Annotated in this window: 17 protein-coding genes and 1 riboswitch; all 17 genes read left to right on the forward strand. The window is 46.1% G+C overall.

Annotated features, from left to right (window positions below; genetic code table 11):
- Positions 1–11: 11 nt before the first annotated feature.
- Positions 12–3596: a DNA polymerase III subunit alpha gene (locus DWX57_RS00340; protein ID WP_120122825.1), complete on the forward strand. Its 3585-nt coding sequence runs from the start codon at positions 12–14 to the stop codon at positions 3594–3596.
- Between the two features lie 26 nt (positions 3597–3622).
- Positions 3623–4429, forward strand: a complete 807-nt coding sequence (locus DWX57_RS00345; RefSeq protein ID WP_117548568.1) for a TrmH family RNA methyltransferase — start codon at positions 3623–3625, stop codon at positions 4427–4429.
- 82 nt (positions 4430–4511) lie between these two features.
- A complete protein-coding gene (locus DWX57_RS00350; protein WP_015533280.1) occupies positions 4512–5144 on the forward strand; it encodes a single-stranded DNA-binding protein in 633 nt (210 codons plus the stop codon).
- A gap of 121 nt (positions 5145–5265) precedes the next feature.
- Positions 5266–5438, forward strand: a riboswitch (Lysine riboswitch).
- A gap of 87 nt (positions 5439–5525) precedes the next feature.
- Positions 5526–6410, forward strand: coding sequence for a 4-hydroxy-tetrahydrodipicolinate synthase (gene dapA, locus DWX57_RS00355; RefSeq protein ID WP_120122826.1), 885 nt, complete (start codon positions 5526–5528; stop codon positions 6408–6410).
- A 212-nt stretch (positions 6411–6622) separates the two neighbouring features.
- Positions 6623–7378 carry a 4-hydroxy-tetrahydrodipicolinate reductase gene (gene dapB, locus DWX57_RS00360; protein ID WP_022216597.1) on the forward strand — a complete coding sequence of 252 codons (756 nt, stop codon included), beginning with the start codon at positions 6623–6625 and terminating at the stop codon, positions 7376–7378.
- 8 nt (positions 7379–7386) lie between these two features.
- Positions 7387–7752 carry a DUF6145 family protein gene (locus DWX57_RS00365; protein ID WP_015533275.1) on the forward strand — a complete coding sequence of 122 codons (366 nt, stop codon included), beginning with the start codon at positions 7387–7389 and terminating at the stop codon, positions 7750–7752.
- A gap of 37 nt (positions 7753–7789) precedes the next feature.
- Positions 7790–8557, forward strand: a complete 768-nt coding sequence (locus tag DWX57_RS00370; protein ID WP_118016773.1) for a type III pantothenate kinase — start codon at positions 7790–7792, stop codon at positions 8555–8557.
- A 48-nt stretch (positions 8558–8605) separates the two neighbouring features.
- A complete protein-coding gene (gene dusB, locus DWX57_RS00375) occupies positions 8606–9574 on the forward strand; it encodes a tRNA dihydrouridine synthase DusB (protein WP_117548571.1) in 969 nt (322 codons plus the stop codon).
- A 309-nt stretch (positions 9575–9883) separates the two neighbouring features.
- The gene (locus DWX57_RS00380; RefSeq protein WP_117548572.1) at positions 9884–10741 is read left to right on the forward strand and encodes a 3D domain-containing protein; all 858 of its coding nucleotides are present in this window, start codon (positions 9884–9886) and stop codon (positions 10739–10741) included.
- A gap of 236 nt (positions 10742–10977) precedes the next feature.
- Positions 10978–12465, forward strand: a complete 1488-nt coding sequence (thrC, locus tag DWX57_RS00385; protein WP_022216593.1) for a threonine synthase — start codon at positions 10978–10980, stop codon at positions 12463–12465.
- 140 nt (positions 12466–12605) lie between these two features.
- Entirely contained in the window at positions 12606–13025 is a 420-nt protein-coding gene (queD, locus tag DWX57_RS00390) for a 6-carboxytetrahydropterin synthase QueD (RefSeq protein WP_207666502.1), read from the forward strand.
- A 95-nt stretch (positions 13026–13120) separates the two neighbouring features.
- Positions 13121–13789, forward strand: coding sequence for a putative 7-carboxy-7-deazaguanine synthase QueE (queE, locus tag DWX57_RS00395; protein ID WP_117875416.1), 669 nt, complete (start codon positions 13121–13123; stop codon positions 13787–13789).
- Between the two features lies 1 nt (position 13790).
- Positions 13791–14384 (forward strand): GTP cyclohydrolase I FolE, encoded by a 594-nt coding sequence (gene folE, locus DWX57_RS00400; protein WP_118649310.1) that lies wholly within the window; start codon positions 13791–13793, stop codon positions 14382–14384.
- Between the two features lie 99 nt (positions 14385–14483).
- Positions 14484–15161 (forward strand): 7-cyano-7-deazaguanine synthase QueC, encoded by a 678-nt coding sequence (gene queC / locus DWX57_RS00405; RefSeq protein ID WP_055143853.1) that lies wholly within the window; start codon positions 14484–14486, stop codon positions 15159–15161.
- 39 nt (positions 15162–15200) lie between these two features.
- Positions 15201–16115: a diacylglycerol/lipid kinase family protein gene (locus DWX57_RS00410; protein ID WP_022216588.1), complete on the forward strand. Its 915-nt coding sequence runs from the start codon at positions 15201–15203 to the stop codon at positions 16113–16115.
- A gap of 19 nt (positions 16116–16134) precedes the next feature.
- Positions 16135–17490: a phosphoglucosamine mutase gene (gene glmM, locus DWX57_RS00415; protein WP_055223692.1), complete on the forward strand. Its 1356-nt coding sequence runs from the start codon at positions 16135–16137 to the stop codon at positions 17488–17490.
- A 390-nt stretch (positions 17491–17880) separates the two neighbouring features.
- On the forward strand, positions 17881–19353 hold the full coding sequence (purF, locus tag DWX57_RS00420) for an amidophosphoribosyltransferase (RefSeq protein ID WP_120122828.1): 1473 nt from the start codon (positions 17881–17883) through the stop codon (positions 19351–19353).
- The last annotated feature ends 90 nt before the right edge of the window (positions 19354–19443 follow it).

The raw sequence follows: 19443 nt of genomic DNA on the forward strand, positions 1-19443 counted from the left end.
GGAGGAGACATATGGAGTTTACACATCTGCATGTGCATACAGGCTACAGTCTGCTGGACGGTGCGGCGAAGATAGACGGACTTGTGCGCAGGGCAAAGGAACTGGGATATGATTCCCTCGCAATAACGGATCACGGCGTCATGTACGGTGTTATAGAGTTCTATGAGACTTGTCTCAGAGAGGGGATAAAACCTATTCTCGGATGTGAGGTGTATGTCAGTCCGGGATCACGATTTGACAGGGAAGTTGGAAAGGGCGATGACAGATATTATCACCTCGTCCTTCTGGCGGAGAATGATCTGGGATATCATAATCTGTCCAAGATCGTGACCAGAGGATTTACCGAGGGCTTTTACTATAAGCCGAGGGTCGATATGGAGGTGCTGGAGAAGTACCATGAGGGAATTATAGCGCTCAGCGCCTGTCTTGCCGGTGAGGTTGCGACAAAGCTCAGAAAGGGCGACTATGACGGTGCGAAGGAGACTGCGATAAGATACAGGAATATATTTGGCGAGGAAAACTATTTTCTGGAGATGCAGGATCACGGAATACCTGAGCAGGCAACTGTGAATGCGGGGATCATGCGTCTGTCAAAGGAACTGGGTATCCCTATGGTCGTGACAAATGATTCGCACTACATCTATGCCGAGGACTGGGAGGCACATGATGTTCTCCTGTGTATACAGACTAACCACAAGGTTCAGGACGAGAACAGAATGCGCTATGAGGGAGGTCAGTTCTACCTCAAATCAAAGGAGGAGATGGCTGAGCTGTTCCCATACGCCCTGGAGGCTCTGGAGAATACACATAAGATCGCAGAGCGGTGTAATGTGAATATCGTATTTGGCGAGCAGAAGGTTCCGAGATTCGATGTGCCGGAGGGATATACCGCGGAGGAATATCTGGATCATCTGGTATATGAGGGTATGGAGAAAAAGTACGGATTTACATATGAGGAGTCCGGTAAGATGGCCGAGGGAACCCACGGCTACGAGGTCAGACAGAGAATAGATTATGAGCTGTCTGTCATAAAGAGCATGGGATTTGTGGATTATTTCCTGATAGTGTGGGATTTCATTCATTTTGCAAAATCGCAGGGAATTGCGGTTGGACCTGGAAGAGGTTCGGCGGTTGGAAGTGTGGTTGCTTACTGTCTGGACATCACGACCATTGAGCCTTTGCAGTACAACCTTCTCTTTGAGAGATTCCTGAACCCGGAGCGAGTATCCATGCCGGATATTGATATAGATTTCTGCTATATCAGACGTCAGGAGGTCATCGACTACTGCGTAAGGAAATATGGCGAGGAGTGCGTGACACAGATAATAGCATATCAGACCATGGGCGCAAGAAACGTCATAAGGGACGTTGGAAGAGCCATGGATCTCCCGTATGCGGTGTGTGATTCCCTTGCAAAGGCAATACCTGCAGAGAAGGATATGACCATAGATATAGCACTCAAGACGAGCAAGGATTTCAGGGATATGTACGAGGGCTCGGACGAGATCAAGGAGCTTGTGGACATAGCCAGAAAGCTTGAGGGACTCCCTAGAAATGCAGGAATGCATGCGGCGGGAGTGGTTATAGGCCGTGAGGCGATAGAGGAGTATGCGCCTTTGTCAGTTGGAGCCGAGGGCGCGGTGGTAACCCAGTTTGAGAAGAACACGGTGGAGCATCTGGGAATGCTCAAGATGGACTTCCTGGGACTCCGAACGGCGACCGTTGTGCAGGATACAGTCAAGCTTGTCAAGCAGACAACAGGCAAGGATATAGACATAGACAATATAGATTACGATGATCCGAATATACTTGGACTCATGGGACAGGGAAAGACCGAGGGTATGTTCCAGCTCGAAAGTGAGGGCATGAGAAACTTCATGATGAAGCTGAAGCCACAGAGTCTGGACGATGTAATTGCCGGTGTTGCTCTGTTCAGACCGGGTCCTATGCAGTTCATAGACGACTACATCAGGGGCAAGGAGAACCGTGAGCTGGTTCACTATGATACTCCTGAGCTCGAGGAGATACTTGAGCCGACTTATGGATGTATCATTTACCAGGAGCAGGTAATGCAGATCGTTATGAAGCTGGCGGGCTATACGCTGGGAAGAAGTGACCTTGTGCGCCGAGCCATGGCGAAGAAGAAGCCTGAGGAGATGGAGAAGGAGCGTCATAACTTTGTGTACGGCAACAAGGAGCTCAATGTTCCAGGATGCGTGGCAAATGGAATCTCGGAGACTGTGGCAAATAAGATATTTGACGAGATGATGAAGTTCGCGGAGTACGCATTTAACAAGTCCCACTCCGTGGCATATGCGGTACTTGCGGCACAGACAGCGTACCTTAAGTATTACTATCCGGTGGAGTTCATGGCTGCGCTGATGTCATCGGTAATTGACAACAATGGCAAGGTTGCAAAGTATATAAGTGTGTGTAAGCAGATGGGAGTTGAGGTGCTCCCTCCGGATATAAATGAGGGAGTGGCAAAGTTCTCCATAAGCAACGGCAAGATAAGATACGGACTCTCCGGTATAAAGAGTGTCGGCGGTGCTGTTGTCGACAGGATAGAGGCGGAGAGGACCAAGAATGGACCGTTTAAGGATCTCAGGGATTTCCTCACAAGGATGCCTTCAAAGGATACAAATAAGAAAACTGTGGAAGCTCTGATACTCAGCGGTGCATTTGATGATATGGGAGCAAACAGAAAGCAGATGATGATGGCTCTGCCGGCCATAGCGGAGGAAGCCGCAAGGGAGAGAAAGAGCAGGGAGTCAGGGCAGATGTCTCTGTTTGACCTGATGGGAGACGATTTTGTGCAGAGCAATCTCGTGCCTTACCCTGATGTGGAGGAGTATTCAGATCAGGAGAAGCTGGCGCTTGAGAAGTCTGTGCTCGGAGTGTATATATCGGGACATCCGCTTGGCAAATACATCGAGCTTATGCAGAGAACATGCACGGCTCAGGCGACGGATTTCGTGGTGGACACCGAGGATGACGATGAGATGAGCCAGGATCAGGGTGACGGAGATGGACAGAAGCTTCAGGACAATGCAATGTATGTCATCGGCGGACTCATATCAAGGGTGACGGTGAAGCTCACCAAGAACAATCAGAATATGGCGTATGTGACTATAGAGGATCTGGTCGGACAGGTCGAGGTTATAGTATTCCCGAGGGATTTCGAGAAGTTCAGGGACAGACTTCTGGTGGATTCCAGAGTGTTTGTCAGGGGCAGGGCGAATCTCGGCGAGAAGGAAAACAAGCTCATATTGTCGGATATGATAAGCTTTGAGGAGGCAGAAGGTGGCAAGAGCTTTCAGTCGGGGAAGCCATGGAACAACAGACAGAAGCCTGTTCAGAGCAACAGCCAGCTCTGGGTATTGTTCGATGATGTGGACGAATACATGAAGAACGAGTCTGCATTTATGTCGATCCTTGAGGAGTACAAGGGCACATGTCCGGTGTACGTGCAGCTCAAGAAGTCCAGACAGGCGAAGAATATGGGCCGGGGATTCTGTGTGGATGAGAATTCCGGCGTGGTGTACGCGCTCCAGATGGAATACGGCAAAGACAGGGTATTGCTCAGAAAAGTGTGACAGAAATACCGCAAAAGGAGAAAAAAGTGGAAGTAATTACAGCAAACAGTAATCCGAGGATAAAAGAACTTAATAAGCTGAACAAGGATGCAAAGCTCAGAAAGGACAGAGACGTGTTCGTGGTCGAGGGGATACGCATGTTCAGGGAGCTTCCGCTTCAGAATGTTCAGGAGGTGTATCTGTCGGAGAGTGCGCTTAAGGAATACAGGGATGAATTCAAGAGCATGGGTGTGCTTGATGGCAGGAATACCTGGATACTCAGCGACGGAGTGTTCGCAGGGGTGTCACAGACCAAGACTCCACAGGGGTGCATGGCTGTGGTGAAATGCATGCATTATCAGCTTGATTCCGTGCTCGGCAGGAATGACAGAGAGACATTTCTTGTGCTGGATACGCTCCAGGATCCCGGAAATATGGGAACTATATTCAGAAGCGCCGAGGCAGCAGGTGTGACCGCCGTGCTTATAGGAAAAGGTTCATGCGATCCGTACAATCCGAAGGTAGTCAGATCGACGATGGGTGCCATATTCAGGGTGCCATTTGTCATGTGCGATGACCTGCCCGGGACTGTGGAGGAGCTGAGACAGTCAGGCGTTGTGGTGTACGGAGCACATCTGGACGGCGACGATCTCTACGACATAGGATTCCCGGACAGGGTGGCATTCCTCATAGGAAATGAGGGAAATGGCCTGACGGATGAGGTGGCGTGCAGAGCTGACAGACTTCTCAGGATTCCGATGGAGGGCAAGGTCGAATCGCTGAACGCTGCAATATCGGCGACTCTTTTGTCGTATGAGGTAATGAGACAGCGAAAGAGAGACCGACAAAACTAGATCAAACAAGACAGCATATTTTTGTACTGCGTGGCATAACTTTTAAAGTATGCAAAAGTTTGTTATAACGGAGGGAGAAAATATGACTGAAAAAACATTAAACAACAATCAGGTAGTGGTGGCAGGAGAGATAGCATCAGAGTTCGTGTTCAGCCACGAGATATTTGGCGAGGGCTTCTATATGGTGGATCTCATCGTCAGCAGACTCAGCGATGCTTACGATACTATTCCGCTCATGGTGTCTGACAGACTGTTCGATGTGAACGAATCCCACATAGGGGAGCGCATCATGGCAAAGGGACAGTTCAGGTCATACAACAAGCATGAGGAGACCAGAAACCGCCTTATACTGTCTGTGTTTGTGAGAGAGATCGAGACCATCGACGAGGATGATGCGGAGGAGGAGAACAGACCAAATCAGATCTATCTTGACGGTTACATATGTAAGGCACCTGTGTACAGGATGACGCCCCTTGGAAGGGAGATCGCGGATGTGCTGCTGGCGGTCAACAGAGCATACGGCAAGAGCGATTACATACCATGTATCTGCTGGGGCAGAAATGCGAGATTTGCCGGAAAGCTCCAGGTAGGAGAGCATGTGGCCATCTGGGGAAGGATCCAGAGCAGGGAGTATCAGAAGCGTATCGACAATGACCAGGTGATCAGCAAGGTGGCATACGAGGTGTCTGTGAGCAAGATGGAATGTCTTGAATGATATTTCATAAGGAGGGACCCACGTCAGTGGGAGGAATCCTTGTGAAGCACGCAGTAAAATATATGGTTGACATGGTCTGGATGCGGTGATATAGTAGCACTATCTAAGGTTAAACTGAATACAATATAGTAGAGGCGCGGGATTAATGATTAAGCAGGCTGATGCATGTGGATGCAGAAGATGCCTGACGAAAGGGAAGACCGCCGAAGTGATGGATATTCCACAGGATCTGTTGCTGGTTGTGCAGTTAAGAACTGTATGACTGTCATCTGAGGATGGAGAGCTACTTGTAAGAATGGGATGTTTTTATGGGTTGGCTTTTTGCCAGCCCATTTTTATGCTATATTGTATCGACTATTTATTTTTAAGGAGGACGACAATATGTCAATTTTTACCGGTTCAGCAGTTGCACTTGTAACACCATTTCTTGAAAATGGAGATGTGGATTATGATAAGCTCAAGGAGCTCGTGGAGTTTCATATAGCACACAAGACGGATGCCATAGTTATCTGCGGAACAACAGGCGAGGCTTCAACACTGTCACACGAGGAGCATCTTGAGTGCGTGAAGAAGTGTGTAGAGTTCGCTGACCACAGAATAAAGGTAATAGCAGGAACAGGTTCAAACTGTACTGCAACAGCAATATATCTCTCAACAGAGGCAGAGAGCTACGGAGTGGACGGTCTGCTCGTGGTTACACCATACTACAACAAGGCTACACAGAAGGGCCTCATCGCACACTTCACAGCCGTTGCAAATTCAGTAAATGTGCCTATAATCCTTTACAATGTGCCATCACGTACAGGCTGCAATATCCAGCCGGAGACAGCAGTATATCTTGCACAGAACGTTGAGAACATTGTCGGTATCAAGGAAGCTTCAGGCAATATAAGCCAGGTCGTAAAGCTTGCAAGTCTTTCAAAGGGATGCATAGATATCTATTCAGGAAATGACGATCAGGTTGTACCTCTTCTCTCACTTGGCGGAAAGGGAGTTATCTCAGTAACAGCCAATATAATCCCTGAGGACGTACACGATATGGTTCAGAAATATCTTGACGGAGATGTTCAGGGAAGCCTTGATCTTCAGCTTAAGACCATCGACCTCTGCAACGCACTGTTCTGCGAGGTCAATCCAATACCTGTCAAGAAGGCTGTAGAGCTTCTTGGTATGTGTGATGGAACAATGAGAATGCCGCTCACTGAGATGGAGCCACAGAACGTGGAGAAGCTCAAGAAGGCAATGGAAGAGTACGGAGTTCTCTAGGACTGTAATTATCATAGAAACAATACAGATGTCTGCGGTCTCAACTGGCTGCAGACATTTTTATTTGCCGAGGTGGATATAAACGTTGCACAATGGACAGCAAATGTGTAAAATGGAGTACATGTTGAAATATATGCGCATGTCAGCGTGCATAGACCACACAAAAGACGACAACAAATGACAAAGCTTATATATATGGAGGATAGACAGACATGGTAAAGATCATAATGCATGGTTGCAATGGAAAGATGGGACAGGTAATAACAGGTATCGTTGCAGGCGATCCTGATGCCGAGATCGTAGCGGGAATAGATGTTGTGGACAACAGGGATAACGGATATCCGGTATTTACAGACATAGATGCCTGCGATGTCGAGGCTGATGTCATCATAGATTTTGCAGCGGCTGTAGCTGTTGACAAGCTCCTCGATTACGGTGTGAGGACACAGACTCCTATAGTTCTCTGCACAACAGGTCTCTCAGATGAGCAGCTTGCAAAGGTAAAGGAGTGCAGTGCAAAGGTTGCCATACTCAAGTCAGCGAACATGTCACTGGGAATCAATACACTCATGAAGCTTCTGAAGGATGCTGCGAAGGTATTCTCACCAGCCGGATATGATATAGAGATAGTTGAGAAGCATCACAACCAGAAGGTGGATGCTCCATCCGGAACAGCTCTTGCTCTTGCTGATTCAATCAATGAGGCATGCAATGAGCAGTATGAGTATGTGTACGACAGAAGCCAGGTGAGAAAGAAGAGGGATAAGAAGGAGCTCGGAATCTCTGCTGTCAGAGGCGGCACTATAGTTGGAGAGCATGAGGTGATATTTGCAGGTATTGATGAGGTTATAGAGTTCAAGCACACGGCATATTCCAAGTCAGTATTTGCAAAGGGTGCTGTTGAGGCAGGAAAGTTCCTCAAGGGCAAGCCTGCAGGAATGTACGATATGGCGGACGTTATAGGATAGGAGCGGTTATGGAGATTTCAACCAGGACAGAGGATGGCGAGCTTGTTCTGTGCGCCAGCTCGATATATAATCAGAAGTTTTATCTGAACAAGGAATTTTCAAAGCTTCCTGATGAGATAAAGGACGAGCTTCACGCCATGTGTGGAGCGTTTACACAGGAGGTCGGAGGAATATTTATGTTGGTGTTTGACGACGCCGGCAATCTGAAGATACAGACGAGGGCACTTGAGGATGACCTGTTATTTGACGACATAGGATGCGGACTCAAGGTCAAGAAGCTGCAGAATGAAAAGAAGGAGCTGTTCCAGAGTCTGGAGCTGTTCTATAAGATATTTATACAGGGTGTTGACATTAACAGTCTTGTAAATGAATGATATAAAATAATTGGAAGATCAGGAAGGAAAAAGGGGCATGTTATTTGCTATTGATGCTGGAAATACAAATATTACGATAGGACTGTTTGACGGAGAACGCCTGGAGAAGACCTTCAGGATGACCACCGGGATATCGAGAACATCGGATGAGTACGGAGTATTTCTGCGCGACTGGCTCAGAATGAGACAGTTGTCAACTGATGTTATAGATGAAGTTATAATCGCTTCGGTTGTTCCGAAGATCATGCATTCCCTGGTGAATGGCATAAAGAAATATTTTGGAATAACACCACTCATAGTTGAACCGGGAATAAAGACGGGGATCAATATAGCGCTGCCAAACCCGAAGCAGCTTGGAGCTGACAGAATAGTTGACGCAGTTGCGGCTTATCACATGTATGGCGGACCGGTTCTCACGGTGGACTTTGGAACTGCCACAACGTACGACCTCATCAATGCCGATGGCGTGTTTGAGGCTGAGGTCACATCGCCGGGCATAAGGCTTATTGCAAATGCTCTGTGGACGGGAACAGCCAAGCTTCCTGAGATAGAGATAAAGGTGCCTGAGACGATACTGTGCAAGGACACGATATCCAGTATGCAGGCCGGTGTGTGCATGGGCTATATTGGCCAGACAGAGTATATAGTGAAGAGAATGCGCAAGGAGTCAGGATACGACAACATGAAGGTCGTGGCTACCGGCGGACTTGGAAAGATGATATATGAGAACACGGACTGCATAGATGTGTATGATCCGGATCTCACACTTCACGGACTCAGACTTATCATGGACAAGCAGAAATAAGTCGGATTTTGCAAATTATATATTATTATAGAAGCAATGGAGAAATTTATGGATTTCAGAGATAAATTGATCCTGGCGCCGATGGCTGGTGTATGTGACCAGCCATTTCGTCTTTTATGCAAGGAACAGGGCTGTGATATCCTGTACAGCGAGATGGTGAGTGCCAAGGCAATATATTATAAAAATAAGAACACGAAGCCGCTTCTGGCTATGGATGAGCGGGAGAAGCCATTTGGGCTGCAGCTCTTTGGCTCTGATCCTGAGATCATGGCGGAGATGGCAAAGAGGATAGAGAGCAACGGTTATTCGTTCATAGATGTAAATATGGGCTGCCCTGTGCCGAAGGTGGTCAACAATGGAGAGGGATCTGCGCTGATGAAGGATCCGGTTCTCGTTGGAAGGATAGTCGAGGCCATGGCAAAAGCTATAAGCATACCGCTGACCATCAAGATAAGAAGCGGATTTGATTCAGAGCATATAAATGCGCCTGAGATAGCACATATAGCCCAGGAGAGCGGGGCTGCCGCTGTGGCGGTGCACGGAAGGACAAGGCAGCAGTATTATCAGGGACATGCGGACTGGAGCGTCATAGCCAGGGTGAAGGAGGCGTGCATCATCCCGATCATTGGCAATGGCGATATAAACACTCCTCAGGACATCATAGACATGAGGGCGCAGACGAACTGTGACGGCTTTATGATAGGAAGAGGTGCGAGGGGCAACCCGTGGATATTCCGCGATATGAAATACTACTACGAGCATGGCGAACTGCCGGACAAGCCTGACATATATGAAGTGAAGGATATGATGCTGAGACATGCGAGACTCATGGTTGAGTTCAAGGGTGAGTACACAGGTATCCATGAGATGAGAAAGCACGTGGCATGGTACTCAGTCGGAATGTATGATTCGGCAAAGCTCAGGAGCAATGTGAACCAGGTTGAGACTTACGAGGAGCTTGAGGAACTGCTCTGTATATGGGCTGACAGCGCACCTGAAAAAGTCATTGTGAGTTAACATAAAAACAAAAAATGTAACAGGAAATAAAGAATTTATTAAAAATTCTAAAGTAAAAATATACAAGATGCTAATTTGTTTCAAAAATGTTACGGTACTAAAATGTAAAATATGCACAAAAATGGCATTTTAAAATGTTGCATATTTACATTAACTGAATTAAAGATTTTATGCGAGTTGTGCATGATTTACAAAAATAGCCACTTTGCTTGACCTTTCTTTCGACAGAGATTATAATAGCGTCATGAGTTAAATTTTAACGGTTTTGTAACAATTCTGAAACCGTAAAGAAATTAAGGAGAAAAGGTTATGCAAAAGTTTTCAGATTCATCACGTATGAAATCACAGAAACTAATGAAGACATCACTGAAAAGGAACGTAAAGAAGATTAGCATAGGAGCAGTACTCTTGGCAGTTGGATTTTCATCATACGCAGTTATCGCATCAGATGACAGCATGGTTTCATCCAAGGGCAAGGGAGTGTCGATCGCAGCAGCAGGTAATACATTATACGCAGACAACACAGCAGACTATGGAGAGGCAACATCATCAGTTGCACTGGCAGATGGTACTCTGTCAGATGTCAACAAGACTGGTTCAGTAGCCCTCTCAAGCAAGAAGACAGTTAAGAAGACTTCAGCCATAAGCGGTGGAGTTCAGGAGAGCACAACAGAGGCTCGTGCAACAGAGGCTGCACAGCAGGCAGCAGACACAACAAAGTCAGAACCTACCACACAGATGAAGGTTAAGGATAAGGATAAGTCAGCAGCAGGACTTCCTGACGATCAGATATCAGTTGATCCATCAACAGAGAAGTCAACAGATGGACTTCCTGATGACAAGGTTATTTATGTGAATGGTGAGGCATCAGGTACATATCTCGGAACATTCTGGATTACGGCATATTGCCCATGTCCAATCTGCTGCGGTGAGTACAGCAACATGGATAACCCGACAACAGCTTCAGGTGCACCTGCAGTCGAGGGTGTGACATGTGCAGCGCCAAGTAACTTTGCATTTGGTACAGAGCTTATAGTTGATGGTCATACATACACAGTTCAGGACAGAGGTGGAGCTATCAATGGCAATCATCTTGATATCTACTTCTCAAACCATCAGGCAGCTCTTAACTTCGCAACAGGCTACTATGATGTATATGTAAAGTAATAAAAAGCAGAAATTGTATACAGATATATTAAAGACCCGCCGTAAGGCGGGTTTTTAAATGCAGTGAGATAAGTGTTGGGAAAGTGTTGGAAAAGTCGCACGAATGAGGCGGGCTATAGCTTGTTTTTTATAAAATGCTGTGTTATAATGCACACGATTATTTGTAAGAATACAGGTGATTCCTGAGTTTAGTACATAACGAAATGTTTAAATATATTTATTAAGGAGATTGGCAAATGGAACTTATCTACAGAAGCACAAGAAATGCAAATGAGACAGCAACAGCATCACAGGCTATACTTAAGGGACTTGCTAATGAGGGGGGACTCTTTGTACCAGATTCTATACCAGCACTTGATGTGTCTCTGGAAGATCTTGCAAAGATGAACTATCAGCAGGTTGCATACGAGGTTATGAAGCTTATGTTCACAGACTTCACAGAGGCTGAGCTTAAGCATTGTATAGATTCAGCATATGATTCAAAGTTTGATACACCGGTTATAGCACCACTTGTGAATAAGGCAGGAGCATATTATCTTGAGCTTTTCCATGGATCAACAATAGCATTCAAGGATATGGCACTTTCAATCCTTCCATATCTTCTCACAACATCAGCAAAGAAGAATGGCGTAAAGAATGAGATCGTCATCCTCACAGCAACATCAGGTGATACAGGTAAGGCTGCCCTTGCAGGATTTGCAGATGTTCCTGGAACAAAGATCATCGTGTTCTATCCAAAGCACGGTGTAAGCCCAATCCAGGAGAAGCAGATGGTTACACAGAAGGGTGACAATACATTTGTTGTTGGTATCACAGGTAACTTTGATGATGCCCAGACAGGTGTGAAGAAGATGTTCTCAGATGCTGAGCTTGCAAAGTACATGGATGAGAAGGGCTATCAGTTCTCATCAGCAAACTCCATCAACATCGGACGTCTTGTCCCTCAGATGGTATACTATGTATACGCCTACACAAGACTTGTTGCAGACGGAACCATCAAGGCCGGCGATAAGATCAACGTGGATGTTCCAACAGGTAACTTTGGTAATATCCTTGCTGCATACTACGCAAAGGAGATGGGACTTCCAATCGCAAAGTTCATCTGTGCATCAAATGACAACAAGGTTCTGTTTGATTTCTTCCAGACAGGAACATACGATAGAAACAGAGAGTTCATACTCACAACATCACCATCGATGGATATCCTCATTTCAAGCAACCTTGAGAGATTGATATACAAGATTGCTGGCAATGATGCTGAGAAGAACTCAGAGCTTATGAAAGAACTCACAACAGATGGAGTGTACACCATCACAGACGATATGAAGGCAAAGCTTGCTGAGTTCTATGGTGGATATGCAACAGAGGCAGAGACAGCAGCTACCATCAAAAAGGTATATGAGTCAGATGATTATATCATCGATACACATACAGCAGTTGCGGCTACAGTATATGAAAAGTATGTGGCAGAGACAGGAGATAAGACACCTACAGTCATCGCGTCAACAGCAAGCCCATACAAGTTCACAAGAAGCGTTATGAACGCTATAGACGCTGAGTATGATTCCAAGACAGACTTTGAGCTTGTCGACGAGCTTGAGAAGCTCTCAGGTGTAAAGGTACCTCAGGCTATAGAGGATATCAGATCAGCAAAGGTTCTCCACGACACAGTATGTGACAAGGAGGATATGCTTGCAGAGGTTAAGGGATTCCTTAATATCTAATGTATATTAAACACAATAAAATAGATTGACAGTTCATTAGTACCATCCTGTCACTAAACAAAACTAGGACATAAGAAGATCAGAATGTCCTATTCTGGTCTTTTTTTGTGGTGAACAGTTGGATGCTTATAGGAGGAGTTATGTATAAGTTAAAGACAAAGGCAAGTTTTGACAGCGCCCATTTTTTGAAAGATTATGACGGTAAATGCAGCAATATCCACGGACACAGATGGACTGTGGAGATCGAGGTCGGTGCAGAGACTCTTGAGAGCGATACACAGAACAGAGGAATGGTGGTTGATTTCTCCAATCTGAAGAAGGATCTGAAGGAGATTGCGGATCACTTTGACCACAGCCTTATCATGGAAACGGGAAGCCTGAAGCAGGCGACGGAGGATGCGCTGCTGGCGGAAAATCTGAGAATCGTGAAGGTTGATTTCAGACCTACTGCTGAGAATTTCGCAAAGTATATATACGATGAGATGGCAGGCCGGGGCTACAAGGTCGTAGAGGCAAGTGTGTATGAGACCCCGAACAATGTGGCATCTTATTGCGAGTAAACATATATGATATATCCCGGTGAGGAGCTGACTGAGATAAAAGCAGACAGATACGAGAGATGTGCACTATATACCGGGAGAAAGGAAATACAGACGTGAGTACGTACAGAGTTGTAGAGAGATTTATAAGTATCAACGGGGAGGCCGCGAGAGCCGGAGAGCTTGCCGTATTCATAAGATTTGCGGGCTGTAATCTTGATTGCGGTTACTGCGATACCAAGTGGGCAAATGAGGCAGGCGTTCCGTATGAGGAACTCACCGAGGATGAGATCATCGATTATGTCAGAAGGACAGAGGTGAAGAACGTCACCCTGACAGGTGGGGAGCCGCTGATACAGAAGGATATAGATAAGCTCCTCCTTGCATTTGAGCTGGAGGACGATATAAGGGTTGAGATCGAGACGAACGGAAGTGTGGATATAGCAGAGTTCAAGGCCCTTGGAGGGAATGTGTCATACACGCTGGATTACAAATGTCCGTCCAGCGGCATGGAGAATGACATGTGCCTTGCAAATTATAACTATATAGACAAGAATGATTCGGTGAAATTTGTGGTCGGTTCACAGGAAGATCTGGAGAAGTGTCTTGAGATAGTTCAGGAGTATGCGCTGGATGAGAAGACGAGAGTATTCATCAGTCCTGTGTATGGCAGCATAGATCCTGCGGATATAGTGGATTTTATGATCGAGAACGATATGAACGATGTAAAGCTTCAGTTACAGCTTCACAAGTTCATTTGGGATCCGGAAGAAAGAGGTGTATAAGATGGCGATAGATAAAGAGGCTATAAAGGAACACGTAAGAGGAATATTGATTGCCCTTGGAGATGATCCTGACAGGGAGGGACTTGTAGAGACTCCTGACAGGGTTGCGCGTATGTACGAGGAAGTATTTGAGGGAATGAACTACACCAATGACGAGCTGGCCGAGATGTTCGGCAAGACATTTGCTGAGGATGGAGTGGCAAGGCAGGTCGGTGACATGGTGTTTGTCAAGGATATAGAGGTGTTCAGCTACTGTGAGCATCACATGGCGCTTATGTACGACATGAAGGTGTCAGTCGCATACATTCCAAATGGAAGAGTGCTCGGACTTTCTAAGATAGCGAGGATTGCGGATATGGTGGCGAAGAGACTTCAGCTCCAGGAGAGGATAGGCTCGGACATAGCCTACGTCATATCCAAGGCTGCTGGAACTGAGGACGTGGCGGTCATGATAGAGGCACATCACAGCTGCATGACGGCAAGGGGCATCAAGAAACCGGGAAGCAAGACCATGACGACCACTCTCAGGGGAAGATTTGAGAGCGACACAGCTCTGCAGAACAAGATGCTGATGATGTACAATGCGGGAAGATAGTTATCGGTACACTGAATTGATAATGGTGAATTTGTTTATCCGTGAGCGTTATAATGCGGTTCGGAATATCATATTTGATTATATATGGAGGATGAGATCATGCAGAATTTAAAGAATAAGGATGAGGCAGTTGTAGTATTCAGCGGCGGACAGGACAGCACAACGTGTCTGTTGTGGGCACTCAAGAAGTATAAGAAAGTGTACGCCGTATCATTTGACTATGGACAGAGACATGCGTTAGAGCTTGAGTGTGCTAAGGAGATCGCGGACAAATTCGGAGTGGAGCATCACATACTCGACATGAGCCTGCTTAACCAGCTTGCGCCAAATTCACTGACAAGAACAGATATGAAGGTTGACGAAAATGCACCTGAGGAGGGCACGCCGAATTCATTTGTCGATGGAAGAAACATGGTATTTCTTACATTTGTAGCAATATTTGCCAAACAGAGGGGAATATCTGATATAATAACAGGAGTGTCCCAGAGCGACTTCTCAGGATACCCGGACTGCAGGGATATATTTATCAAATCGTTAAATACAACACTTAACCTTGCAATGGACTACGAGTTTGATATAATAACACCATTGATGTGGATCGATAAGATGGAGACATGGAAGATGGCTGATGAGCTGGGCGGACTGGATGTTATCAGAGATATGACACTCACATGTTACAATGGCATCAAGGGCGAGGGCTGCGGACATTGTCCATCATGCAAGCTCCGCAAGAAGGGGTATGATCTGTACATGAAGTACAAGGAGGATCACAAGTAAATAAGCAGTATCAAAGGGAAAGGTTGTGTTATTGAAAGTATGAAGAATATGCTGTTCATCATGAATCCCAAAGCGGGTAGGACTACTCTGAAGAATTCTTTGGTGGATGTGCTGGAAGTGTTCTGCAATAACGATTACGCGGTCAGGACATATCTTACGAAATCGGCAGATGACGCAGAGAGAATTGTTCAGGAGGAAGGCGCAAACTACGATGTGATCGTATGTGCGGGGGGCGATGGAACCCTGGGCAACACAGTTACAGGATATATGAAGAGCGGGATAAGGGTTCCACTTGGATATATTCCGTGTGGCTCCACCAATGACTTTGCAAGGAGCATGGACATACCGAGAGAGACGGTTGAGGCGGCTGAGATGATAGTGAAGGCAGAGCCGTTCTCCATAGATATAGGAAGTCTGAACGACAAGAACTTTGTTTATGTCGCAGCTTTTGGAATGTTCTCAGATACATCATATGCAACGCCGCAGAATATGAAGAATATATTTGGACATGCGGCATATGTATTGCAGGGGATAAAAAGCCTGGCAAATGTACCATCTTACAAGATGAAGGTTACAATAGACGGGGACGAGCAGGAAGGCGAGTTTATATTCGGTATGGTGTCCAACTCGGTATCCGTTGGAGGGTTTAAGAGTATAACCCGAAAAGGAGTTGAGTTCGATGACGGACTTTTTGAGGGAGTATTGATAAGGACAATGAAGACACCGGCTGACCTGGAGAGAGTGGTCAGGGCACTTCTTACAGGTGATGTGAATGAGAGGAGCATGGTTTCATTCAGGGCTCACAGGGTCAAGTTTGATGCAGAGGATCCGGTTGCATGGACATGTGATGGTGAGTTCGGCGGAGAATATAAGGAGACCAAGATACACATCCACAGGAGAGCGATAGATCTTCTGGTCGTTCAAGAAAGCGAGCAGGATGAGGTTATAGAATAATAGAATCGAGGATTTTACAATGGGTAAATATTTTGGAACAGATGGATTCAGAGGCGAGGCAAATGTAGACCTTACAGTGGAGCATGCCTATAAGGTTGGAAGATACCTTGGCTACTACTATGGCAAGCAGCATGAGGATGGAAAGGCTCATGTCGTCATCGGAAAGGATACGAGACTTTCAAGCTACATGTTCGAGTATTCCCTGGTTGCGGGACTTACAGCCAGCGGAGCTGATGTATATCTGATGCATGTAACACCTACTCCTAGTGTGTCTTATATAGTCCGCACAGGTGATTTTGACTGCGGTATCATGATCTCAGCCAGTCATAACCCATACTATGACAATGGTATAAAAGTCATCAATGGTCAGGGCTACAAGCTTGAGGCTGCCATCGAGAATGAGATCGAGCAGTATATAGATGGTGAGCTTGGCGAGATACCATTTGCAAAGAAGGACAGCATCGGTAAGACCACCGACTACACAATGGGAAGAAACAGATATATAGGTTATCTGCTCACGATCCCTACCAGACCTTTCAAGGGAATGAGAATTGGTCTTGACTGTGCAAATGGTGCGTCATATCTGGTTGCAAAGTCGGTGTATGACGCTCTCGGAGCAAAGACATATGTCATCAACAATGAGCCAAATGGAACAAACATCAACACGGACTGTGGTTCAACACACATTGAAAAGCTTCAGGCATTTGTCAAGGAGAAGGGACTTGATGTGGGATTTGCATTTGACGGTGATGCGGACAGGTGTCTTGCAGTGGACGACAAGGGCGAAATCGTGGATGGAGACAAGATACTCTATGTCTGCGGTCGTTATCTGAAGGATAAGGGCGAGCTGAACAACAATACCATCGTCACAACTATCATGTCCAACCTTGGACTTTACAAAGCACTTGACAAGAAGGGCATCAACTATGAGAAGACGGCAGTCGGTGACAAGTACGTGTTCGAAAATATGATGGAGCACGGACATTCCATCGGCGGCGAGCAGTCAGGACATATCATCTTCTCCAAGTATGCAACAACCGGTGACGGTGTCCTCACCTCACTGATGATCATGGAGACTATACTTGGACGTAAGGTCAAGCTCTCAGAGCTGTTCCACAGCCTGACGATATATCCACAGCTCCTTGTGAATGTCAAAGTTTCAAGCAAGGATGCAGTCATGAACGATGCTGATGTGCTGAAATTGAACGATGAGATAGCAGCAGAGCTTGGAGACGACGGAAGACTTCTTCTCAGACAGAGCGGTACAGAGCCTGTCATCAGAGTTATGGTCGAGGCAGCCACAGATGAGCTGTGTGAGAAGTATGTATACAAGATGGTGGATCTCATAAAGGCAAAGGGATACGCAGTGGAGTAGAGAGTGGTATAAAAGCTCAAAAGATACAAAGTACGTAAAATTTGTATCTTTTGGGCTTTTTTTCAATTCCAGGTGGAAGCCGGAAGGACTATGTGGTAACCTGCCGCGTCAGGAGAGAAGTACAGCGCGACCGGTGAGGCGAGGTTGTGGCAGAGATATGTGGATTTTCTCAAGTTCAAACCGACAAATACTTGCGAAATATACTGCTGTTGGCGAAAATGCATGAAAAAAGTGGGGTATAATCCTAAAAATGATAGAATTTATCTGTTGACATGTTGTGGCAAAACAGATAAAGTTTTATGTGGCGAAAGATATGACTGTCACCAGACATACGATGAGAATTATGTGGCCGTGACAGTTACAATAATATAACATGAGAGGCATATATTTATGAACGAATGTTTAAGATCCCATTATTATGACGAGGACGAGATGCACGAGGAGTGCGGAGTCTTCGGTATCTATGATTTCGATGGAAATGATGTGGCGAACACGATCTATTATGGTCTGTTTGCATTGCAGCACCGTGGGCAGGAGAGCTGCGGTATAGCGGTGTCAGACACTGCCGGTCCTAAGGGCAAGGTCAGCTCCTTAAAGGGCATGGGCCTTGTGAATGAGGTGTACACACCTGATTCACTGAGCAAGCTAAAGGGAAATATCGGTGTGGGTCATGTGAGATATTCAACAGCCGGTGCCAGCACTATAGAGAATGCACAGCCACTGGTTCTCAATTATGTAAAGGGAACTCTGGGACTTGCACACAACGGCAATCTGGTAAATGCTCCTGAGCTTAGACGTGAGCTGGAACTCACAGGCGCTATATTCCAGACTACAATTGATTCTGAGGTAATAGCTTACCATATAGCCAGGGAGAGAGTTAAGTGTGGTTCCGTTGAGGAGGCTGTCACTAGAGCTCTCAAGAAAGTAAGGGGATCATATTCACTTGTCATCATGAGTCCTAGAAAGCTTATCGGAGCCAGAGATCCATTTGGTTTCAGACCGCTTTGTATAGGAAAGCGTGATAACGCATACATACTGGCATCTGAGAGCTGTGCGCTCGATACAATAGGTGCCGAATTTGTCAGGGATGTGGAGCCTGGAGAGGTTGTAACCATATCACCTGAGTACGGAATCCAGTCGTACAAGAACATGTGCCAGGAGCAGCATGCAAGATGTATATTTGAGTATATATACTTTGCGAGACTTGATTCAGTCATAGATGGAATGTCTGTGTACGATTCGCGTATCACAGCCGGAAGATGCCTTGCAAAGGACAGCCCGGTTGACGCTGATGTGGTAGTTGGCGTTCCTGAATCGGGAAATGCAGCGGCCATGGGCTATTCACTTGAATCGGGTATTCCATATGGAACGGCATTTGTCAAGAATGGATATGTGGGAAGAACATTCATAAAGCCACAGCAGAGCCAGAGAGAGTCCAGCGTGCGTGTCAAGCTGAACGTCCTTAAGGAGGCTGTAAATGGCAAGCGTGTCATAATGATAGATGACTCTATAGTTCGTGGAACTACGAGTGACAGAATAGTTGGCATGCTCAGGGAGGCAGGAGCGACTGAGGTTCATGTAAGGATCAGTTCACCTCCATTCCTGTATCCATGCTACTTTGGAACTGACATTCCGGACAGAGAGCAGCTCATAGCATACAACAGGTCTGTAGATGATATATGCAAGATCATAGGTGCCGACTCTCTGGCGTACCTGAAGATGGAGAGACTACCGGAGCTCTCAGGCGGAAGACAGTACTGCCATGGATGCTTCAGCGGCCAATATCCTATGAAACCGCCTACAGAGGACATCAGAGGCGACCACGAAGACTTCAAGAGAGGATCGGAGTCACACATAAATTAGGATTCCGAATTTCTGGTTTATGCAAAAAAAGCATGGAAATAATCAGAAACCCATGTATAATAGTTGTGTGATAAGATATAAAAGCATTTG

This window comes from Coprococcus sp. AF19-8AC, from assembly GCF_003603115.1.
Classification (GTDB): Bacteria; Bacillota; Clostridia; order Lachnospirales; family Lachnospiraceae; genus Coprococcus; species Coprococcus aceti.